Genomic DNA, 19,320 nt, shown 5'->3' on the forward strand with positions numbered 1-19,320 from the left:
TGGTCTCCATTCAGCATTTGTGTATCGGATGGGAACTGAAGTGCTGAACGGCGGTCTTACACGGAACCGTCCTACTATCATCACTCTCCGTTGCAGAATTGGGCCTGGGAGCAGCGATTATGTGTTTCACGACACGCCCACTGGGATACCAGAATAACGTATGTACGTTCGCCATTCGTAATGTTCCGTATTACTGAACGGCAGTCCGCCTGATCGGAGACAGGTCGCCAGCCGACGGCAGGAAGTGACGCTTGTGTGCCTCTATGAAAAGCGCCGTGCGCGCCGAATTATCTGCTACCGGACAACCGAGACCCACCACAACGGTGTCCATGTCCCCCTCGACAGGCACGCAGCATACTGTTGGCGGCACAAGATTCATGTGGTGTTACAGATTGCAACTCTGTATGAGGTACTACCAGCTACGTGACGGGAACTCACAGCGGTTAGCGGTCGAAACAGGGGACGGTGTGTACGGTCTGACCAGTGTCAAACCGCAGCTCCGAACGTTCCGTGACCTCCTCAAGTCGGCCTCGATTGCTGATACCACGCCGGACGAACTCAGCGCCCGCCATCTCGATGCCGCTGAAGCGGTGTCCGAACAGCGCCTTGAAGCCGACGCCACCGACCCCGTCACCGCCGACGAAGTCTGGGCTGCTGGCGTTACGTACCAGATCAGCGAAGAAGCACGGACAGAGGAAAGCGACACGCCGGAGATGTACCTTGACGTGTACGACGCGGAGCGGCCGGAAATCTTCTTCAAATCGACGCCCAATCGGACTGTCGGCCCCGGCGAAGCGGTCGGCATCCGAGCCGACTCTGACTGGGATGTGCCTGAGCCAGAACTTGCAATCGTTCTCTACGAAGGAGAAATCGTCGGCTACACCGTCGGCAACGACATGAGCAGTCGATCTATCGAGGGGGCGAACCCGCTGTACCTCCCCCAAGCCAAGGTGTACGACCGCTGTTGTTCGGTCGGCCCGGCCGTCGTCACGGACATCGAAGACCCGCACTCACTGGCGCTCTCGATGTCGATCCACCGCGGCGGAGATCGTGTCTACCACGGGGAGACCAACACCAGCGAGATGAAACGTACCTGCGAGGAACTCGTCTCGTACTACACCGCGCACAACGCGGTCCCCGAACTGTCGGTGCTACTCACCGGGACCTCGCTCGTTCCCGACGACGACTTTACGCTGCAAGAAGGGGATCAAGTCACCGTCGACATCGAGTCCATCGGAACGCTGAAAAATCCTGTCACGGTCGTTTGAGCGGCTAGTGAACTGAGAGCGTGACCGCAGTCGCTCTGGGAACCGCTTCGCATGGGATTCCACAGCGTGATACCCCACTCGGCCCTCGACTGGTTCCGATTGCGTGCCCATGTGTCGGTCTGCTGAGTAAATTTGTGCCGACGGAGTTATGACCTTTGTTCGGCTATAAGCTCTGTGGGTATCTCTACCTGCGACAATTGGCCGGAGCGTATGTGCCTCAGTGTGTGGTGATGTGTTACCGACATGTCGTGACAGAACCCGGTGTGCCGTCGATGCCACCGCTCTGTCCCAGATGTTTGAACAACTGTTTAATACGAGGGGATATCATAACGGGGTATGGCAAAGACCGCTCAAAACCCAGTCAAATCCGCCGAGACGACGTTCGAGGTGCTTGACGCACTGAAAGATCTCGACGGAGCCGGTGTTACCGAACTGGCCCAGCATCTCGACATCCCGAAGAGTACGGTCCACAACTATCTGAGCACGCTGGAACAGGAGGAGTACGTTGTCAACAGGGACGGTGTGTACGAGGTAGGGCTCCGGTTTCTGGAACTGGGAGCATACGCCCGCCACCGGGAGAAACTATTCGAGATTGCGAAACCGGAGGTCGATCGCCTGGCGGAAGAAACCGGCGAACTCGCGAATATTCTCGTCGAAGAACACGGTCGCGGGTCGTACCTGTACCGCGCTCGGGGAGACAAAGCTGTACAGGTCAAGGCTCACGTCGGAACACGCGTTCCGCTTCATACGACAGCGCTGGGAAAAGCGATTCTCGCACACATGTCGACCGAACGGGTCGATGCGATCGTCGACCGCCACGGACTCGGTGGGGAGGCCAGCAACTCGATCAGCAACAGAGCGGAACTGGAGCAAGCGCTAGCGGACGTTCGGGAGCGTGGCGTCGCCTTTGACGACGAAGAACGTCTCGAAGGACTCCGCTGTGTCGCTGCCCCGGTGCTCAACCACGATGACGAAATCATCGGTGCGATCAGCGTTTCGGGACCGACAAATCGGTTCCGTGGCGACCGGTTCCGCGAGGAACTCCCGCAGAAAGTACTGGAAGTCGCCAACGTTATCGAGCTGAACGTTACCTATTCGTGACGGCAGTGTTCAGAAATGGTGAACGATAGTGCAGTCTTGCGGAAGCGATAATTAAACAGCGTATTTCGACAACAGCACCGCCCTCGGGCAGTGATTGCAGGACAGACCAGCCAGAGGGTTACTCGAGGTATGTGTTGAAAGCGTTTCGAGCAGTGTTTCTGTCCAGTGACGCGAACGAGTAGACACGAGTTCCTGTTTTCATCTCATAGATGCCGGTGCTTGGTTTTGTTTGACAAATGTCCCTATACGTCCCATTCATGATGGATGAACGGCGTTCCACCGCTCTCTTACACCATGTGATACCAGATACTACCACGGTCCTGACGCAGCCGCCATCTCGATAATGGATGTACTACTGTTACTCTAAACGAAGTACATCGACTATTGGTTTCCTACCACTGGATACGCTCGAAGTAGTAGCTAAACCCACCGGCTTTCGAAGTAGTATGTCTAAATACAGTATTTCTATACAAGCCTCCGAAATATAGCACTAACTCAGTGCTTAGCAAATAGACAAGAGGAAATATACTCATAGGATGGGGTAGAGAGAAGTATATCCGGCTGGTACTGAGCTAGAGTCCGAGCTATCTGTCTATAGATCTTGCTTAGCAGGAACACAACGATAGCTACCGCTTCGACAGTGGCCCCGCGGCAAACCGGGGTTGGACGCTTACGCGAGGAACTGGACGCCCAGAGCCAGCAGGAACAGTACCACGACCCCGATCGATGACAGTTCAAGCCACCGGGACCGCACGTCGGCGGACCTGATACTTGCGACAAACAGCGTTCCGACGACGCCGACGACTACGACCAGTGCCAGATACACCGCGTTGAGCGCTGATGCCATATGGTACTATTCCACAGCGCCACAGTAAACACTAGTGGTTGAGCGCCCCTCCACAACGATAATGAGAGCCAATCACATAGACAGGGGCATGCGTCTCGAACTGCGAATCTGTAAACACTGCTTTGAGGGTGAACACGGGAACGAGCAAAAGACGGCTGTGACACAGGACATGGTCGCCTGTGCCGAACAGGTTCGCGAGTACAAGGACCTCATTGGCCTCGATGCACTCTATATTACGAAGGTGACAGAAGGCGACCCCGGCGGTGCGGAAGCACTGGATGTCATCGTCGCCAGCATCGAGGGCGATCAGGTCGCTCTCTCCGACACGCAACTGGTCATGGAGGACGGCGACGGTAACATGCTCGTCTACCCAGAGCCAAAAGACATCCTCCAGGTCCTGACTCGGAACCTGAACCAGATTCGAGAGCAGACCCGGCAGGACGTCGACGTCGAGCTATCACCTGAAGGACAAGCACTGATCGCGTAGTCACACAGCAAAAAACGGCGCGCGGGCGATTTAGTGCTCGGACTCAGCGTCGTCTGCTTCGGGTTGGCCGCCGTCGGTCTGGGGTTCGCCACCGTCGGCCGCGGCCGGCCGCTCGTCCCGTTCTAGCTGCTGTTCCCAGCGGATGCGCAGGACGTTTCCGTACATCGACAGCACGAGCCCGACACCGAGGACGACCATTCCGAGGTTGATACCGATGGTCAACAGGATGCTCGCCGGCCCGCCGCCGATTGCGAGTTCGCGGGGCACCGGGTACCCCTCGTCGAAGATGCTCCCGATGAGCACGGAGACGATGCCGATGACGGTCATCGCGCCGAAGATCGTCGAGACAGTTCGCCAGGACGGGGACAGCGAGAGGCGTTCGATCCCCGTGGTGTCCGGCTCCTCGTCGTCGTCACCGTGGTGTTCGGGCACCATACTCCGTGGGATGAACGCCTTCGTTTCGACGGGGTAGAAGGCGGGATGCATCCCGTGCTCGAAGATGTGGAACATGACTCCCATCAGCATGATGACGCCCAGCAGGCCGTGGAACGTGACGAAGGCCATTGCGGCCGCCTTGGTCTGGAACATCGCGGCGAGCCCGGTCTTGCTCCAGATGAGCAGCCCCGAAATCGCAAGCAGCGTCAGCTCGATGGAGAAGATGAACACGACGCCCTTGCCGATGTAGGACAGCAGCGGGACCTCGTCGGCCTTGTAGCCGCCGAACTGCCGCGCGCTCGGGTGGCGTTCGTCGGCCCGGCCGAGCACGAACTGAATGTCCTGGATGAACGCGTCGACGTCGTCTTTCGCCGGGAGGACCTTCGAGAAGTTGCTCCTCCCGGTCGAGGAGATAACCTGGAGCGTAATCCAGAAGATGACGAGCGCGACCAGCCCGATGCCGGTGATTCGGTGGATCGCCGTGACGCCCGAGGCCCCGCCCATCAGCGTCAGCATCCACCACAGTTCGTCGTTGAACATGATGGCGTAGCCGGTGAAAAACAGGAGGAACACGTCCAGCCCCAGCAGCGAGTGGAACAGGGTTGTCACGCGCGTGAACTTCCCGTGGTCGAGATTACTCATGCGCTGTCACCCCCCTGTTCGTCGCCGCGAGCAGGCGAGCCACCGTCGGCTGCGACGGCCTCGTTGACGTCCTCGCCCGGTTCGCGCATCTGGTCGGCCAGCCGCTGGAACGCCGCCCAGTGGATGAACACCATCACGAGGATGAACGCACCCAGAATGACGTCGGCCGCGTGGATGAGTGCGATGAGGAAATCGAGCGCGGGGATGGTGTTGCCGAACACCCAGTCCGAGCCGATGCCGCCACCCTCGACGCTCGGGTTGACACGATACAGCGACTCGTAGCCGATTCTGAATCCCTGCGCCCAGAACAGCGCCAGCGCCGCGACAGCGAGGCCGACGACCGCACTGATGAGCACCGAGACGCGGCTGTAGCCGCTCACCTCCGGAAGGTCTTCTGTGTTCGTCATTGGAACTCACTGGCGTCCTCGCCAAAGATGATGTCCATGGCCACGTCGTTGAAGAACGTGCCGCTGTCCCTGTTGTCCAGTTCGTCGGAGATCTGGGAGGGCGTCCCGACCAGAATAGCGTCGGTGGCACACTCCTCGGCGCAGGCCGGCCCCTTGCCGACGTCCTGCCGTTCCTCGCACATGGTACACTTGTCCATGTTGCCACCGCTGCCGACCAGGTTGGCGACCCCATCGTCCTCGTTCGGGAACTGCGGCGCACCGAACGGACACGCCGAGAGGCAGTACTGACAGCCGATACAGAGGTCGTCCCGAACCCGCACGAAGCCGTTCTCCTTCGAGATGAGCGAGTCGGTCGGGCACACCGAGACACACGGCGCGTTCGAGCAGTGATAACACTGCATCGGCACCGCCGTTTCGCCGGGTGATTCGCCCTGGCCCATCGCCTGGCCGCTGCTGGCATTGAGCCCTGATGCGGCCTCCTGCCCTTCGAGCATCGTCGCGATACTGATTCGCTGTTCGTCCCGTGGGACGTCCCACGTACGCTTACAGGAGACGACACAGCCGCCACAGTCGATGCACGCTTCGACGTCCGGGAAGATACGTGCATCCTCACCGGTACTCATCACGCCGTCGTGCATCACTTCGTTGCCTGTTGACATACTAGCTCACCTCATTGCACCGTCGAGTTGTCACGGACGTCGAAGTCCTTCTGTGTCCCGACGTCGTTCACGTCCTGCGGGAAGTCGAAGTCGAGGTCCACGTCGATGTTGTACCGATCAAGTACCTCCGGCGTCGCCGGATTGACCGCGACCATCGATACTTTGGTCTCCTGCATCTGGGTCTCCACGTCGTAGCCGCGAGACGTGATGGCGTTCGCTGAGTCCCCGATTGCGTAGGGGACGTGGCCATCGGGATACTTGTCCTCTAGACTCTCGCCCTTGAACACGCCGCCCCAGTGGTACGGCAGGAAGACCTCCTGATCGTTGGGCCGGTCCGTCACGCGGGCTTTCACCAGCACAGATCCACGGTCCGTCGAGGAGATGACGACGAGGTCGCCGCCGTCGACACCGAGTTCCTCAGCCTTGTTCGGCGTTATCTCCGCGTACATGTGCGGCTGGAGGTCAGCGGTGTGGATGTTGTTCCGCGTCTCCGCACCGCCGCCCTGGTGTTCGACCTGCCGCCCGCTGGTCATTATCGTGTCTAGGTCCGGGCCGTCGTCCTGATTGTGGATGATGTCCGTGGCCCGTTCCTGCTCGACGAGGTTGTTCTGGTCGAGCCGGTAGAAGTTCCGCTGCTGACCGTTGGCCGGCCACTCGTTCAGCAGTTCCGTGTCCGGCCCCTCGATTGGCTCGCGGTGAACCGGCACCTTGTCGAGGAAGCTCCAGACCACGGCGCGTGCCCGGCCACGCCCCGTGGGCGCATCGGGCTGGTTAAAGTCGTACTCCTCGTAGAACTCGGGGTCGACGCCTTCCCCGATCATCGTTTCGAGGTACTCGTCGAACACCGGGCTTCCGGTGTCAGGGTCGTTGAGCGCCTGTGCGGCGGTGTACACCGACTCCTGATTGTCGAGTGCGTACTGTTGCGGGATGGTGAGTTCGTCCGGCTGGACCTCCTGATTCGGGTCGACGAGGCTCTGTGGCGGCGTCACCTTCCAACCCGGATACTCAGGGATGCCGTGGATCATACCGTCCGCAGCCGTGTCGTCGTCGTCGGCCCATTCGGGGTTGTACGGCGCACGAGTCAGGTCGAGCGCTTCTTCCTGGCTCTCGTAGCGGTCGCCGACAGCATCGAGGGTCTCCTGCATCGGGTAGTCGTCGTCTGTCGGCATCGCCTCCCAGTCTTCGGGTGTGGGTGCCGAGACGCCCCAGCGGGTCCGGAAGTCCTGTCCACCGTTGTTGGGGTCTAAGTCGTCGTTCCAGATGATCGGAGTCCCCGGATGGTCTTCGCCCCAGCACGGCCAGGGGAGCATCCAGTATTCGCCCGCCACAGGCGTTCCTTCGGCCCCTTTGAGGTCCTCGTTGGAGAACGCGTAGTCGTACTCCAGATGTTTCTGGAGCCGTTCGGGCGTCTGCCGGTAGCCGATGGTGTTCGTCCCGAGGTTGAACTCGCGGACGACACCTTCGTACGAGGACTTGCCGTTGTACAGCTCCGAGCCCGCGCCCCAGTCGAAGTGCTCGCCAAAGCCCAGATAACCGGCCAGCTCCTGCATGATCTGGAGGTCCGGCTTGGAGTTGTGCGCCGGCGAGCGGACCGGTTCGGACCACTGGACCGACCGGTTCGTGTTGGTCAGCGAGCGGTAGTGCTCGTACTGGCTGGACGCCGGCAACAGCAGCACCGGCGGGCCGTCCTCGTAATCCGGCAGCACGCTCGCGACCGAGGGGAACACGTCGATGACGACCAGCAGATCGAGGTTCTCCATCCCCTCTTTCATCTGCTCCATCTCGCTGATGGAGTTCGCCGAGTGCCCCCAGAAGACCGCGATTTTCGTTTGGTCGGGCTGGTAGATCGGCGTTTCCTGATACCGGTCTTGCTGATCGAGCGCCGATTCGAACCAGCGGGCCACGGTCAGCCCGTTCTGGAACATCATCGAGTTCTCCGCCGGGTTGTTGGGCCCGTGGTCGGTGTTCGGCGGCAGCGAATCCGTGTCCTCGCTGCCCTCGTAATTCGGACTCTGACGGACGTACTTCTCCGGCGACATCAGCTCGAACCGGTTGTACATGTCCGCAAACGACGTGTCGCCGCTGGTCTCTGGGGTCCGGTCCCAGATTTCAGCCCACCATGACCAGCCACCCGGTGACAGACCGTAATACCCCGGCAGGATGTGGCTGGCGACCGCGAGATCGGTCGCCCCCTGGACGTTCGCGTGGCCGCGCATGACCTGCAGGCCACCGCCGCTCCGGGCTGCGCTCCCGGAGGCGAGGCTCGCAACGGCGTACGAGCGAATGTTCTGGGTCCCGTTGTTGTGCTGGGTCCCGCCCATTGCCCACTCGATCTGGATGTGGGGCCGGGCCTCGTCGATCATGTCGGCGATCCGCTCGATGTCCTCAGCGGACACCCAGGTGATTTCCTCGACGGTCTCCTTGTCGTACTGGTCGAGTTCCGCGTCGACGTCTTCCCAGCCCTGCACGCGGTCGGTGAGCATGTTCTGCCCAGTTTCGTCCGCGTCGGGGTCCATCGCGAGCCCGTGCTTGTCGCGGAGCTCTTTGATGATCCCCATCATCAGGGCCACATCGGTGCCAGGGCGGAACCGCATGAACTCGTCGGCGTGGGCCGATGTCTTCGTGAACCGGGGGTCCAGATTGAGGATGGTCCCGCCGCGTTTCTGCCCCTCGAGGATGTGCTGCATCGCGATGGGGTGTGCCTCGGCCGGGTTCTGGCCGATGATGATGTTCAGGTCGAAGTTCCGGTAATCCTGAACAGTGTTGGTCATCGCGCCGTAGCCCCAGGTGTTTGCCAGCCCCGTGACCGTCGTGGAATGACAGATACGCGCCTGGTGGTCGATGTTGTTCGTGCCCATGAACGCCGCCAGCTTCCGGATGGCATAGGCCTCCTCGTTGGAGTGGTGGGCGCTGCCGAGCAACATCACGCTCTCGCGGCTGTGCTCCGCGTCGACGTCGACGGCCTCCGCTGGGGCGGTGTCGTCGTCAGGCCACAGCGCCCGGATGTCCGTCGCCAGGCGGTCATAGGCCTCGTTCCAGCCGAGCTTGCGCCACTCCCCGTCCTCCTGAATCATCGGGTGCTTGAGGCGCTTCTCGGAGTGTTCGGTCTCGTAGATGCCGGCCCCTTTCGAGCACAGCGACCCCGAGTTTATTGGGTGTTCGTGCCACGGCTCCATGCCGACGAAGGAGTTGCCCTCCTTCTCACCACGGAAGCCACAACCCACTGAACAGTAGTTGCAGATCGTCTTGGTCAGTTCGGTGTCCGTGTCTGTCCCGTCCGTTTCCTCGCCGTCCTCCTGGAGTGCCCGACCAGCGCCGCTGACGCCGAGAGCGACCCCGCCCGCGAGGGCGCTCGCCTTCATGAACGAGCGCCGGTCGAGATCCAGTGAGACTGGTTCCTGTTGTGTACTCATGGTAAATGGTGCCCACCCATTACCGATGCTGTCCGTATTTGCCACGAAATCTGGTTTGTCATTGTCTCTCTAGACGTGCCACAAATTCGGTGTCATCCATGATAAAATGTGACATAGTTAGCTATCATAATTCCTGTAATTTTCCGGCCGTCCAAATGTTTGGGGTTGAATTCATGAATAGATGTGTGAACACTCCGCAAGGTCTATTACTGGGACAGGGTTTTGCATGATTAATGAATACAGGCGCCTTCGTGTGTTCCTGTGGGGGATCGTGTGACATCGACCTCGAAGCGGTACGGGACGGTGTCGACGATGTCGACGTCGTAGCCAGTTCCGAACTGCTCTGTCAGGACGGCCTGGCCGGGATGTCACAGGTAATCGAGGAGTACGATCTCGATCAGGTCATCGCGACGACGCCGGAACCGTCGTGTCAGGACCGCATCCGCGAGCTTGCCGACGAACACGGCCTTCATCCCGAGGCATCGGTGTTCGTCGACCACCGGGAGACCAACGCCTGGGTCCACGACGAGGCGGCGGCAACCGACAAAACGGCCCGCCTTATCAACGCGACCCGGGCGGGGCTTCGCGAGGAAGCGCCATCGCGGACGGTGTCGAAAGACGCCGGCAACTGCGTTGCTGTCGTGGGCGACCCCGGCGCGGCGCGGTCACTGACCGATGACGCCGACGTGACGTTCATCGCGGATGGGCGGGAGTTCGCCGACGTGGAAGGGCTCGGCGACGTGACGATGGAGCGCGGGCGCGTCGTGGATATCGACGGCTCCTACAGCGAGTACGAACTCACGCTGGAAGCCCGCGTCACCGACGACTGCATCGACTGCATGGACTGCGTGCGCGAGGGGCCGGACGGAATGGTGACCGAGTTCCCCGTCGACATCCATCCCGACGCCCCCGACGGCGAGTGGACAGACACCTGCCCGACCGACGCCATCGATCTGGACGGCGTTACCCGTACTGTCGAAGTCGACCAGGTCATCTACCCCGAGGGCCGTGACGACGCCCGCGGCGGCCGGCTTGGCTTCTACACCGGGCCAGTCGATGCCGGAACCATTGCCGCAGTCGAATCACAACTGGGCGGCATCGAGAAACCGCAGTTCCTCGACCTTGAGATGGACGTCTGTGCGGCCGGCGCATCCAGCCAGGAGGGGTGTACGGCCTGCGTCGACGCCTGCCCCCACGGCGCAGTCGACCGGCCGACCATCGATTCCGTCGAGTTCGACGAGGTGGCCTGCGAGAACTGCGGGGCCTGCACGAGCGCCTGTCCGACAGGCGCAACACAGCTCCGCGAGCCATCGAACCGACGGCTCGCTCGCGAAGTCGAGGCGCTGCTGGAAGACGACACGGATGAGGGCTTGTTTTCCCGTGGCGACAACGCAGGTATCGACACGCAGGTCGTCGCGTTCGTCTGCTCAGAGTACGCCGCCGAACGGCTCCGCGCGCACGGACACAAGGCCGTGCAGTCGGGCGACCTCGACTACCCGCCCATCCTCCCGGTTCAGGTCAACTGCACGGACACGGTCGGCGAGGCCCACGTCATGCACGCGCTCGCGGCCAGTGCGGACGGCGTCGCCATTGTCGGCTGTGGCGGCTCCTGTCTCCACTCCGGCCCGGACCCCAAGCAGGACCTCGTCGACCGGCTCAATCAGGCGACGACAGACCTCGGGCTGGGTGACCGGGTCGGCTTCTTCGCGCCCGAGGCCGGCAACCCCGAGGCGTTTGTCGAGTCGCTGTCCGGGTTCGTCGAATTTGGGCTCGACGAGACGCCGATACCCGCCGGCGACTACGAGGCAACAGGCCGCAGCGACACCGATCGCGAGGAACCCCGTCCCAACCCCGACTTCGACAGCCACGGCTGGACGCTGGAGAGCGTTCGAGCTATTCTCGAACATGTCGAGCCCGAACGCGATGTGATTCGCGGGCTGAAGGACTTCGGCGTTATGGATGTCAACGACGCGTGTACCCTGACGCCGACCTGTACGAACCTCTGTCCGACCGACGCCATCCAGCGGACGGGTGAGGGCGAACTGGCGTTCAACCACGCGGACTGCGTCAACTGCGGCCTCTGTGAGGAGGGCTGTCCGGAGACGGCGATTACGATGCACGACGGGCTGGACCTCTCCCTGCTCCCCGAAAACAGGGGCGGCGAGGCCTGGGTGACCGTCCACGAGGGCGATATGCTGGAATGTGTCCGCTGTGGCAAGCCCTTCACCAGCGTCGCCTCCGCCGACAAGATCGAGGAGGAGGTCGGCGATCAGGTCGAGGGTCTGGCTCCCGATGCCGACCACTCCGTCTTCGAGTACTGCAGCGATTGTCGGAGCCGTCTGCTGTTCGATCAGGGGGAGAAACGATGAACGACGCTGCCGTCTACGAGGCCCGCCTCGAACTGGTCGATTTCGTCATCGACGTGTTCTGGGACGTGCCCGAGGAAGCGTTCGTCGAGCGGCTGTTGAGCGGCGAGGTGCAGCTGCCGGAGGACTCCATCAACGACCAGCTCGACGAGGGCTTCGAGATGCTCGAGGCGTGGATCGACGGGAACGCCGACCGGTCGGTTTCGGCGGTGCAGGACGACCTCGAACGGGAGTACACGGACCTGCTTGTCGGCCCGCGACCGCCGGTGTTGCCCCACGAGACGAACTACCGCGAGGACACGGAGTTCATCGGCGAGGGACTCGCCGAGGTCGATGCCAGCTACGCCGCGGCGGGGTGGTCACCGCCCGAGGACTACCCCGAGGAAGACGACTTCATCGCCGTCGAGATGGCGTTCCTGCGATATCTCATCGAACGCCAGCGAGAGGGCGACGAGGAGACCGTGGGCTACGAACGGGTGTTCATCGAGCAACATCTCAGCGAGTGGGTCGTCGACTTCACTGACGAGATGCGCGAAGAAGCCGACGAGGGGCTGTTCCTCGCAGCGGCGCTCATTTGCGAGGGGCTCGTCCGCTTCGAGGACGAGATCGTCGCACAGATCGGGTAGCAGGGCGCTACCGGATTCGGAGCACGAGCCCCACGCTGGCGACGAGTCCGACGACCATCAGAACCTTCACCGCAGGCAGTAGGAACGCCATGGCCTGTTCCATGAAAAAGAGCGAACGCCAGGAGTAGACCGACCGTGCGATGACCGCGACGGCTCCCGCGCCCGCGACCAGCACGCAGAGGAGTGTGACCGAGGCGACCGCGACGACGCCGAAGGGATTCGCACGCAGTCGCTTACGCATCGGGGACCACCCGCCGGCCGACAACGAGGACCACGTAGAGCGGGACGAGGACGACCAGCAGACGACTGACGAATAGACCGATGAAGCTGATGGTCGATTCGAGGTGAATCTGCCAGTGCCAGCTCCCTTTGAGTTCGGCGATGAGGCCGATGGTGCCGACGACAAGCAGTGACAGCGCCAGCAGCGTAGCGAGGGTGTAGACCAGAATCCGAAGATATCCGAGGAGTGAGACGGCGGTCAGCCGGGAGTTCGATTGCTCGGTGGCCATCAGGTACCCTCTCCGGTCCAGTGCTGCTGATAGATATCGTACGTGATGACGGCGAGAATGACCAGCCCGACACCGAGGACCGCTGCGCCGGTGTCGGGTGGAAACGGGAGGTCCAGTCCCGATTCGGCATGCATGAGGGTAGTTAACATGAAATGTGATACGGACTGCCAAACAAAAACCATTGCGACCTGTTATCTTGAGACAAGGTTTTTCTCCACGTAGCTCTATCCCTGTGATATCATACCATGACTTCGCGCCGCGGGCTGCTGCTTCGACTCTCCGCACTCACCGGAGCGGCTGGTCTCAGCGGCTGTTCGTCCCTGCTGGCCAGGCAAGCGGAGTCGCCGACGGGTGACCTCGAACCCAACCCACGGGCCGACGAACTCCCGATACGGCAACATGCTTGGAACGAGCGCCTTCGGAGCGACGCCGCCGGCAACAACCTGATACCCCGTCACTTCCGGCTGTTCATGCTGGATCTTGATACGGAACCGTCGGACGCGGCCGCAGAGACCGTCGAACTGGCGATGCGGACACTGGAAGACGCCTACGAGTTCGACAGCGGGGGACTCCTGCACATGCTCGCCTGGGGGACGAGTTACTTCGAGACCTACGGGTCGCTGGGCTCCTCGCCGATACGTAGCCCGCGAGTCCTCTCCCGGACGGACGACCCCGACCTGCAGTCTTTCGACGCGATGCTCGTCCTTGCGAGCGACGTTCCGTCGAACCTCACAAGCGCCGAGTCAGCGATGTTCGACACGCGGCCGACGCTCGCGGACGCGGAGATCCAGGGCCGACTCGGCGACGTGTTCTCCATCGTCGACCGTCGCGGCGGATTCATCGGTGGGGGACTCCCGGCGGCTCACGCCGACGCAGAAGGCGTCCCCGCCGATATCCCCGAAGACTCCTACATGTTCTCCGGCTTTTTTGCCGGCCGGGCCGGCACGCAGGCCAGCGAAGACCGCGTCACCATCGACGACGGCCCCTACGCCGGCGGGACGACGATACACCTCTCGCGAATCAACGAGGCCTTCGACAACTGGTGGGAACTCGCCCAGTCCGACCGCGTCCAGCGGCTGTTCTCGGCGGAGTTCTCTCCGGAGGACATCGACAGAGGTGACCTCCCCTTCGCCGACATGGTTCGCGAGCACGCGAGCAGCGAGGGAGCGGTCGGCCACTTCGAGAAGGTCGCCCGCGCCCGCCAGGATGGTAAGCCGATTATCCTCCGGCGGGACTTCAACACGATCGACGGCGGTCAGGCCGGGATTCACTTCCTCTCGCTCCAGGCACGCCCGCGTGACTTCGAGGAAGTACGGGACGCGATGAACGGCTGGTGGCTCCGGGAAGAACACGAGGAACTCCGGGATCGGCAGAACAACGGGCTGCTGGAATTCATCGAAGTCGCGTCACGCTCGAACTTCTACGTCCCACCGCGTGACAAACGGGCCTTCCCGGCCCCGTAGCTCTCGCTCACGCGTCGGCTCAGATGGAAAAGGCGGCGCGCAACCGACAGCAGCTCACTCCTCGTCGTCGTCCGTCGTGTCGTTCTGGTTCACGTCACCCGGCCAGACACCGTGGTCCCAGACCTCGAAACCGTTGAACGTCTCTGTCGCACCTTGGGGCTTCCACTCGGTTGATTCGTGTGCCATTGTATATCAACAGTCACAGTGGCCGGGCTTAAGTTTTGGTGCCGTCACTCAGACGGCGTCCCCGGCGGTTTCTGCTCGTCCGTCACGTCATCGAGGAACGCGTTGGCGTAGAGGTCGACATGCATCTTCAGGACGGTACTCTCGTCGACCCCGCTCTCTTCAGCCTGTCGACGGAGCAAGGCGGCCAGTTCCTCGGTCGGTTCGTACCGTATCTCACGACCGTCGACCTCGAACGCCACGTCGTGGGACTGGGAGACGAGGTGTTCGATCTCCAGTAACGCCTGCTCGACTTTGGTCTCCATCGCCTCGTCGATGTCCTCTAATCGCCGGTCGGCCCACTCCTGGGCGGCCTCATACAGGCGGTCGCTCACCTCGAAGGTAAGCGTCAAAACGACACCCCCTCGCCCTCGAACTCGGGCGTCCACAGTGTCGTCTCCTCACACACCGGACAGTCCTGCCGGCGCGGCTTCCCCTCGAACGCCGAGAGATCTATCATCTGCCCGCATTCCTCACAGCTGTAGTACGTCATTCTTCGGATGGGGGCCACGACTGTGGGGCCGGGTCTGACTCGGTAATCTCGGAGTAAAGAACCACGAGCGCCCCGAGTACGATGGTCAACACAAGCACACCGGCGATCCCGCCCAGCGCGTTCTGGCCGACGAATGAGGTTGTTCCGGTCATGAGGTCAACGGTCGACGCGACTTCGAACAGTGTCAGTAACAGCCAGACGAAGGCCCCCAGTACCACGAATGTGAGTATCTTCGACTGTTGGATCGCGGTTCGGAGTATCATTGTCGTTCGTGTATGACAAAGACCAGCAAGCATTATAAATATACGGCGTCACCCGTCGACGAGGTCCCAGTCCGCTTTCTCGGCGGCGTCGGCGAGCGGGACGAACTCCCAGCCAGTCCGCTCTGCAATCGGCTCGTCGTCCGGGCGGCCGACGAGGACCATCCGCTCGGCGTAGAACATCGAGTGCTCGTCGATGTCGGCAAGCCGCTCGGCCGGTTCCTGCCCCGCGCCGCTGAAGAAGTCAGCGTCGATGCCGTGGTCGCGCTGGAACTTGTTGATGACGAACGCCTCCACGTCGCCGACGATGCCGACCCAGTCAGCCCACCCTCGCGCCTCGCGAAACACCAGTTGCGGGTCGGCGAACTGTCGGGCCGCGTCGTAGGTCACGGCCATCGTCATGTCGTCGATGCCGCCGCCGTGCGGGCCGCTCGCCTCGACAGACTCCTCGCCAGCGGCGGGATCTTCGGCGACGTTCGAGGCCGGGTCAGTGTCAGTCGCGGCTGCGCCGCCTGCGCCGCCGCTGTCCGTCGGGATGCCGACCGGCTTGTTCTTGTTCTCCCGGGGGACGTGGGGGACCGCCTGGCCTCCGGGGTCCGCGCTGGCGGTGTCTGCTCCGTTCCCCTCCATACCAGTGTCTGCATCAGTCCCCGTACTCGTGGCCGCGCCGTGGCTCTCAGCCTCGGCGTCGCTGTCGGGGCGTACCGATACAGTCCCGTGGTCTGGTTCGTCCTCGGGGTCGCCCTCGCCGCTCCAGAACCAGTCCCCCCTGTTTGGCGTCTCTTCGTCGTCCTGTACGTCGAGTTCGTCGAGATCGATTTCGTCTGTCATTCTCCGAGTGTCGTGTCCGCTGGTCGTGTCGCTCGGTCGACGGCATCCGTGAGGCCGAGTCGCTCGATTGTCTCGGGGGTGGGACGGCCGTCGACGTCCCAGCCCCGCTGGCTGTAGTAGGCGTCGAGCATCGCATCGAAGGACTCGGCGTCGATTGCCGCGCCCGCGTTCGGGCCCGAGTCGAGCGGTTCCTGCAGCTTCGCCGGGAGTTCGTCGTCGGCCCGCGAGATCCCCTCGCGAACGTTGAACAGGCGCGTGAGCGTCCAGACGCGCTCGCCGACCGTCGCGAGGTCGCCGTCCGTATCGAGGCCGATAGCGTCGAGCCACTCCGCGCCGAGGTCGTCGAACACGTCGCCGACGAAGTCGTCGACGACGAGACACCACAGCGCCGAGCGCTGGTCCTGTTCGCGGATGACGGCCGCGGCCGCCCGCTCGGGACTCCAGTCACCGTCGAAGGCTTCCCGCTCGATGGGGAGCGCCCGCCGGTGACAGGCCCCGCGGTCGCTGGTCGCGTACGCAAGTGCCATGCTCCGCGCGCCGCGGGGGTCGTAGGCGGGCAGTTCCATGGCCTTGATCGTCGGCAGGAGGTCGTCCCCGCCAAGACGGGCCGAGGCCGCGTCGACGCCGTCAGCCAGGGCGTCGCCGAGCGGCGTCTCCCGTGCGACGATTTCTTCGAGGAGTGCCCGCGCATCCTCGGGACTCCCGTACTCGAAGGATTTGTCGAGCAGGCCGGCGTCGCTGGCCTTGATGGCCCACGCGACGGCGCTCCCGGCGCTGATGAGGTCTAGGCCCAGTCGGTTGCACGTCTCGCCCAGCGCCGCCACGGCGTCGAAGTCGTCGATACCGAGCCCAGCTCCGAGACTCATCGCCGTCGCCCCGCGAGGGATAGTCTCGCCGTCCTCTGTCTGGACGCGGAACCCGCCGGGGTTGTCCTCGTCGTCGTACTCTCGGCCCGCGGCGAGTCTCTGTACAGCCTCAATACCGACGCCGTCGGCCCCCTCGAACTGGCCGTCCTCCCAGCCACGCGTCGAGAGCGCGCCGACTTCGTTGGCGAAATCGACCGTCTCGACGGTCCCGCTGGCGTGGAGCCACTGCCCGGTGTCGCCCTCGCGGTACCGCTGTGCGTACTGCTCTCGTAGCTCCGCGAGGTCCGTCGGCGGCTCGCCACGGACGACGACGGCCTTCAGCTGTTTTGCGCCCATCACAGCTCCGGCACCGCCCCGGCCGGCGTGGTGTTCGCCGCCGTCGGAAGCGATAGTCGCGAACGCGACGCCCTGCTCACCCGCCGGACCGATACACGCCACCGCGGCCTCTGGGAACGCCTCATCGGTCTCAGCCGTATCCTTGCCCCACGTCTCGGCGGGTTCGACTGTCGCGCCGTCGTCCGCGACGACGAGTGTGACCGGTTCTGGTGCACGTCCGGTGACCAGAACTCCAACGTGGTCCTGCAACGCGCCAGCCAGCGTGTCCGGGAACGTCCCGCCCGCATAAGAGTCGAGAAAGCCGCCGGTCAGCGGCGACTTCGTGACCGCGGCATATCTTGTCTCGCCCGGCAACAGTCCGGAAACCGGCCCAAGCATGAACAACAGGACGTTTTCAGAGCCTAACGGATCGGTGCCGGCGTCGAGTTCGTCGTACAGGTATCGAGCGCCGAGTCCCTTCCCGCCCACGAACTGGCGACGCCAGGCCGCCGGAACCGGACGGCTCTCGACCGACGCCGACGACAGATCGACGTGGAGCATCCGGTCCCGGTTGGCTACTGTCATCATACCTCACTCCTCCGTCTGTCGACTAAAGGATTGTCCCCACCAATCATGCACGAAGCACCTTTCCGCCAGCCCCGAGAAGCCAGGATATGCGCGCTGGAGTCATTGTCGCAGGCGGCCGGTCGACGCGGTTCGGCGACAGCGACAAGGCCGTCGCCGACCTCGCTGGGACGCCGATGATTCGGCGCGTCGCCGACCGCCTCGGCGAAGCCGTCGACGAACTCGTCGCGAACTGCCGGGAGGACCAGGTCGAGGCCATCGACGCGGCGCTGTCGGACCACGCGCTCGACCCGACGTTCGCGCTCGATGAGGACCCCGACCAGGGGCCGATGGCGGGCATCGCGACCGGGCTGGGGGCCGTCGAAAGCGAGTACGCCGCCGTGGTGGCCTGCGATATGCCGTTTGTCGATCCGACGTTCGTCGACTACCTGTTCGACCAGGCAGCGTCCCACGAGGCCGCAGTGCCGCGCCCGGACGAGTGGTTCCAGACGACACAGGCGGTGTATCACGCGGACGCGATGCATGACGCCTGTCGGCGAGCGCTGGAGCGCGGTGAGCACAAGGTCGTCGAACCGCTGTTCGACCTCGATTATGTCGTCGTCGAGCGCGAGGACGTACTCGAACACACCTCACTGGATACGTTCAAGAACCTCAACACCCGCGAGGAGTTCGACGCCGCGGCCGAACGCTTCTGAACGAGCGGGGCCGGTGTCGCCTCGCTCTCAGACGACTGCCACCAGCGGGTCGTCGCTCCGCATCTCAGCGAGGACGACGCGCGGGACGTCGACTCGATCATGAATCGCCTCGGCAACGGTCCGCGCGCTCGCTTCGAGTCCCTCGTCGTCGACCATGTTGAGCAGCGGAACCGCGGTCGCGTCGGCTGGCACGTCTTTCAGTCCACCCTGGTCGCTCGCGAGGACCGTGGCAACATCTCTCGGTCGAATCTCGTCGCCGGGGTCGAGCCCTGTAATCGCGGCCACCTCGTCGACTCGGTGAACGATGTCGTCCGTCAGCGGTTCGCCGACGACGTGTGCGCTCGCGATGGGGACGACCGTCGAAGCCGTCGATGGGAGCTGTGGCTCACGGTCGCTCGGCGCTTTGAACTCCCGCATCCGCGCGCCGTCGGCTTTCACCAGAATCGGGTGCTCGATGTCAGCTAAGTCGGCAACGGTTTCAGGGTCGTAGCCGCGGTAGCGGTCCGGCCGCTCCTGTACTGGCACAACACCCAGCGGCCACGTAGACGCCGTATCGATGGCTGTCTGTGGAGTCTCCGTCACGACAACGTCTGCGACCCAGCCGTCGAAAATCGGAATCCGGACTGTCGCGGTGACGACTGCGCGCTCCAGTCGCGCTGCGAGTGCTGCCATCGTTGTCTTCTTTCCCCCAGCGCCGACGAAGCAGGTGATCCCGTGTCGCGCGTCCAGCGCGTCGACGATGTCCATACGCAGTGCAGGGCGGTGATTTGGTTAATCGTTACCCCGTGTCCGACGACAGAACCGGAACAGTCACGCCATTTAAGAGGCTG

At 62.9% G+C, this 19,320-nt stretch carries 22 protein-coding genes; 7 read left to right on the plus strand and 15 right to left on the minus strand.

What is annotated here, in order from left to right; genetic code table 11:
- Nucleotides 1-404: 404 nt before the first annotated feature.
- Both IEY38_RS15735 and IEY38_RS15740 read left to right on the plus strand, forming a co-directional pair.
- Entirely contained in the window at nucleotides 405-1,268 is an 864-nt protein-coding gene (locus IEY38_RS15735; RefSeq protein WP_188979342.1) for a fumarylacetoacetate hydrolase family protein, read from the plus strand.
- A gap of 336 nt (nucleotides 1,269-1,604) precedes the next feature.
- The gene (locus tag IEY38_RS15740; RefSeq protein ID WP_188979343.1) at nucleotides 1,605-2,369 is read left to right on the plus strand and encodes an IclR family transcriptional regulator; all 765 of its coding nucleotides are present in this window, start codon (nucleotides 1,605-1,607) and stop codon (nucleotides 2,367-2,369) included.
- A gap of 670 nt (nucleotides 2,370-3,039) precedes the next feature.
- Here IEY38_RS15740 and IEY38_RS15745 read toward each other — a convergent pair.
- Nucleotides 3,040-3,216 (minus strand): hypothetical protein, encoded by a 177-nt coding sequence (locus IEY38_RS15745; RefSeq protein WP_004591860.1) that lies wholly within the window; start codon nucleotides 3,214-3,216, stop codon nucleotides 3,040-3,042.
- Between the two features lie 88 nt (nucleotides 3,217-3,304).
- Between IEY38_RS15745 and IEY38_RS15750 the strand changes: the two genes are divergently transcribed.
- A complete protein-coding gene (locus tag IEY38_RS15750; RefSeq protein ID WP_188979344.1) occupies nucleotides 3,305-3,703 on the plus strand; it encodes a hypothetical protein in 399 nt (132 codons plus the stop codon).
- A 30-nt stretch (nucleotides 3,704-3,733) separates the two neighbouring features.
- Here IEY38_RS15750 and IEY38_RS15755 read toward each other — a convergent pair whose 3' ends face one another.
- From IEY38_RS15755 to IEY38_RS15770, 4 genes are read right to left on the minus strand one after another with little or no spacing between them, the layout of a single operon-like run.
- The gene (locus tag IEY38_RS15755) at nucleotides 3,734-4,780 is read right to left on the minus strand and encodes a cytochrome b/b6 domain-containing protein (RefSeq protein WP_188979345.1); all 1,047 of its coding nucleotides are present in this window, start codon (nucleotides 4,778-4,780) and stop codon (nucleotides 3,734-3,736) included.
- Complete coding sequence (locus IEY38_RS15760) at nucleotides 4,777-5,187, minus strand: hypothetical protein (RefSeq protein ID WP_188979346.1); 411 nt, start codon at nucleotides 5,185-5,187, stop codon at nucleotides 4,777-4,779. Before IEY38_RS15760 ends, IEY38_RS15755 begins: the two co-directional genes overlap by 4 nt.
- A complete protein-coding gene (locus IEY38_RS15765; protein ID WP_188979347.1) occupies nucleotides 5,184-5,846 on the minus strand; it encodes a 4Fe-4S dicluster domain-containing protein in 663 nt (220 codons plus the stop codon). The genes IEY38_RS15760 and IEY38_RS15765 overlap by 4 nt, the downstream gene beginning before the upstream one ends.
- Nucleotides 5,847-5,857: 11 nt before the next feature.
- Nucleotides 5,858-9,259 (minus strand): formate dehydrogenase subunit alpha, encoded by a 3,402-nt coding sequence (locus IEY38_RS15770; protein WP_188979349.1) that lies wholly within the window; start codon nucleotides 9,257-9,259, stop codon nucleotides 5,858-5,860.
- Nucleotides 9,260-9,492: 233 nt separating this feature from the next.
- On the opposite strand from IEY38_RS15770, the gene IEY38_RS15775 reads away from it, so the two are divergent.
- Together IEY38_RS15775 and IEY38_RS15780 are read left to right on the plus strand one after the other, a co-directional pair.
- Nucleotides 9,493-11,628, plus strand: a complete 2,136-nt coding sequence (locus IEY38_RS15775) for a 4Fe-4S dicluster domain-containing protein (RefSeq protein ID WP_188979351.1) — start codon at nucleotides 9,493-9,495, stop codon at nucleotides 11,626-11,628.
- Nucleotides 11,625-12,251, plus strand: a complete 627-nt coding sequence (locus IEY38_RS15780) for a TorD/DmsD family molecular chaperone (RefSeq protein WP_188979353.1) — start codon at nucleotides 11,625-11,627, stop codon at nucleotides 12,249-12,251. Before IEY38_RS15775 ends, IEY38_RS15780 begins: the two co-directional genes overlap by 4 nt.
- A gap of 7 nt (nucleotides 12,252-12,258) precedes the next feature.
- On the opposite strand, the gene IEY38_RS15785 is transcribed toward IEY38_RS15780, so the two are convergent.
- From IEY38_RS15785 to IEY38_RS15795, 3 genes are read right to left on the minus strand one after another with little or no spacing between them, the layout of a single operon-like run.
- Complete coding sequence (locus IEY38_RS15785) at nucleotides 12,259-12,492, minus strand: hypothetical protein (RefSeq protein ID WP_188979355.1); 234 nt, start codon at nucleotides 12,490-12,492, stop codon at nucleotides 12,259-12,261.
- Entirely contained in the window at nucleotides 12,485-12,760 is a 276-nt protein-coding gene (locus tag IEY38_RS15790) for a hypothetical protein (RefSeq protein ID WP_005538459.1), read from the minus strand. The genes IEY38_RS15785 and IEY38_RS15790 overlap by 8 nt, the downstream gene beginning before the upstream one ends.
- Nucleotides 12,760-12,909 carry a hypothetical protein gene (locus tag IEY38_RS15795; RefSeq protein ID WP_188853351.1) on the minus strand — a complete coding sequence of 50 codons (150 nt, stop codon included), beginning with the start codon at nucleotides 12,907-12,909 and terminating at the stop codon, nucleotides 12,760-12,762. The genes IEY38_RS15790 and IEY38_RS15795 overlap by 1 nt, the downstream gene beginning before the upstream one ends.
- Nucleotides 12,910-13,005: 96 nt before the next feature.
- Between IEY38_RS15795 and IEY38_RS15800 the strand changes: the two genes are divergently transcribed.
- A complete protein-coding gene (locus tag IEY38_RS15800; protein ID WP_188979357.1) occupies nucleotides 13,006-14,223 on the plus strand; it encodes a DUF7405 family protein in 1,218 nt (405 codons plus the stop codon).
- A 54-nt stretch (nucleotides 14,224-14,277) separates the two neighbouring features.
- Here the strand turns inward: IEY38_RS15800 and IEY38_RS21685 are convergent, their stop codons facing one another.
- Genes IEY38_RS21685 through IEY38_RS15825 form a run of 6 tightly spaced genes read right to left on the minus strand, consistent with a single transcriptional unit; the run spans nucleotide 14,278 to nucleotide 17,798 of the window.
- Complete coding sequence (locus tag IEY38_RS21685; RefSeq protein WP_268238776.1) at nucleotides 14,278-14,409, minus strand: hypothetical protein; 132 nt, start codon at nucleotides 14,407-14,409, stop codon at nucleotides 14,278-14,280.
- Nucleotides 14,410-14,453: 44 nt separating this feature from the next.
- Nucleotides 14,454-14,798 (minus strand): hypothetical protein, encoded by a 345-nt coding sequence (locus tag IEY38_RS15805; RefSeq protein ID WP_188979359.1) that lies wholly within the window; start codon nucleotides 14,796-14,798, stop codon nucleotides 14,454-14,456.
- Entirely contained in the window at nucleotides 14,795-14,938 is a 144-nt protein-coding gene (locus tag IEY38_RS15810) for a hypothetical protein (protein ID WP_170095872.1), read from the minus strand. The genes IEY38_RS15805 and IEY38_RS15810 overlap by 4 nt, the downstream gene beginning before the upstream one ends.
- Nucleotides 14,935-15,201, minus strand: a complete 267-nt coding sequence (locus tag IEY38_RS15815) for a hypothetical protein (RefSeq protein WP_188979360.1) — start codon at nucleotides 15,199-15,201, stop codon at nucleotides 14,935-14,937. The genes IEY38_RS15810 and IEY38_RS15815 overlap by 4 nt, the downstream gene beginning before the upstream one ends.
- 48 nt (nucleotides 15,202-15,249) lie before the next feature.
- A complete protein-coding gene (locus IEY38_RS15820) occupies nucleotides 15,250-16,029 on the minus strand; it encodes a DUF7124 domain-containing protein (RefSeq protein ID WP_188979362.1) in 780 nt (259 codons plus the stop codon).
- Nucleotides 16,026-17,798, minus strand: a complete 1,773-nt coding sequence (locus IEY38_RS15825; protein WP_188979364.1) for an aldehyde ferredoxin oxidoreductase family protein — start codon at nucleotides 17,796-17,798, stop codon at nucleotides 16,026-16,028. The genes IEY38_RS15820 and IEY38_RS15825 overlap by 4 nt, the downstream gene beginning before the upstream one ends.
- Before the next feature lie 86 nt (nucleotides 17,799-17,884).
- Here IEY38_RS15825 and IEY38_RS15830 point away from each other — a divergent pair, with 86 nt between their 5' ends.
- A complete protein-coding gene (locus tag IEY38_RS15830; RefSeq protein ID WP_188979366.1) occupies nucleotides 17,885-18,490 on the plus strand; it encodes a molybdenum cofactor guanylyltransferase in 606 nt (201 codons plus the stop codon).
- A gap of 27 nt (nucleotides 18,491-18,517) precedes the next feature.
- On the opposite strand, the gene yqeC is transcribed toward IEY38_RS15830, so the two are convergent.
- Complete coding sequence (gene yqeC / locus IEY38_RS15835; protein WP_188979368.1) at nucleotides 18,518-19,237, minus strand: selenium cofactor biosynthesis protein YqeC; 720 nt, start codon at nucleotides 19,235-19,237, stop codon at nucleotides 18,518-18,520.
- Nucleotides 19,238-19,320 lie beyond the last annotated feature (83 nt).

The organism is Haloarcula sebkhae, assembly GCF_014647415.1.
GTDB lineage: Archaea > Halobacteriota > Halobacteria > Halobacteriales > Haloarculaceae > Haloarcula > Haloarcula sebkhae.

Excerpts from the sequence above, each read along its gene's own strand:
- IEY38_RS15740 (WP_188979343.1), top strand. The coding sequence starts at position 1,605 with ATGGCAAAGACCGCTCAAAACCCAGTCAAATCCGCCGAGACGACGTTC.
- IEY38_RS15795 (WP_188853351.1), bottom strand. The coding sequence starts at position 12,909 with ATGTTAACTACCCTCATGCATGCCGAATCGGGACTGGACCTCCCGTTT.
- IEY38_RS15830 (WP_188979366.1), top strand. The coding sequence starts at position 17,885 with ATGCGCGCTGGAGTCATTGTCGCAGGCGGCCGGTCGACGCGGTTCGGC.
- IEY38_RS15775 (WP_188979351.1), top strand. The coding sequence starts at position 9,493 with ATGAATACAGGCGCCTTCGTGTGTTCCTGTGGGGGATCGTGTGACATC.
- IEY38_RS15785 (WP_188979355.1), bottom strand. The coding sequence starts at position 12,492 with ATGCGTAAGCGACTGCGTGCGAATCCCTTCGGCGTCGTCGCGGTCGCC.
- IEY38_RS15765 (WP_188979347.1), bottom strand. The coding sequence starts at position 5,846 with ATGTCAACAGGCAACGAAGTGATGCACGACGGCGTGATGAGTACCGGT.
- IEY38_RS15820 (WP_188979362.1), bottom strand. The coding sequence starts at position 16,029 with ATGACAGACGAAATCGATCTCGACGAACTCGACGTACAGGACGACGAA.
- IEY38_RS15800 (WP_188979357.1), top strand. The coding sequence starts at position 13,006 with ATGACTTCGCGCCGCGGGCTGCTGCTTCGACTCTCCGCACTCACCGGA.
- IEY38_RS15755 (WP_188979345.1), bottom strand. The coding sequence starts at position 4,780 with ATGAGTAATCTCGACCACGGGAAGTTCACGCGCGTGACAACCCTGTTC.
- IEY38_RS15750 (WP_188979344.1), top strand. The coding sequence starts at position 3,305 with ATGCGTCTCGAACTGCGAATCTGTAAACACTGCTTTGAGGGTGAACAC.
- IEY38_RS15770 (WP_188979349.1), bottom strand. The coding sequence starts at position 9,259 with ATGAGTACACAACAGGAACCAGTCTCACTGGATCTCGACCGGCGCTCG.
- IEY38_RS21685 (WP_268238776.1), bottom strand. The coding sequence starts at position 14,409 with ATGGCACACGAATCAACCGAGTGGAAGCCCCAAGGTGCGACAGAGACG.
- IEY38_RS15780 (WP_188979353.1), top strand. The coding sequence starts at position 11,625 with ATGAACGACGCTGCCGTCTACGAGGCCCGCCTCGAACTGGTCGATTTC.
- IEY38_RS15760 (WP_188979346.1), bottom strand. The coding sequence starts at position 5,187 with ATGACGAACACAGAAGACCTTCCGGAGGTGAGCGGCTACAGCCGCGTC.
- IEY38_RS15790 (WP_005538459.1), bottom strand. The coding sequence starts at position 12,760 with ATGGCCACCGAGCAATCGAACTCCCGGCTGACCGCCGTCTCACTCCTC.
- IEY38_RS15815 (WP_188979360.1), bottom strand. The coding sequence starts at position 15,201 with ATGATACTCCGAACCGCGATCCAACAGTCGAAGATACTCACATTCGTG.
- IEY38_RS15735 (WP_188979342.1), top strand. The coding sequence starts at position 405 with ATGAGGTACTACCAGCTACGTGACGGGAACTCACAGCGGTTAGCGGTC.
- IEY38_RS15810 (WP_170095872.1), bottom strand. The coding sequence starts at position 14,938 with ATGACGTACTACAGCTGTGAGGAATGCGGGCAGATGATAGATCTCTCG.
- yqeC (WP_188979368.1), bottom strand. The coding sequence starts at position 19,237 with ATGGACATCGTCGACGCGCTGGACGCGCGACACGGGATCACCTGCTTC.
- IEY38_RS15825 (WP_188979364.1), bottom strand. The coding sequence starts at position 17,798 with ATGATGACAGTAGCCAACCGGGACCGGATGCTCCACGTCGATCTGTCG.
- IEY38_RS15745 (WP_004591860.1), bottom strand. The coding sequence starts at position 3,216 with ATGGCATCAGCGCTCAACGCGGTGTATCTGGCACTGGTCGTAGTCGTC.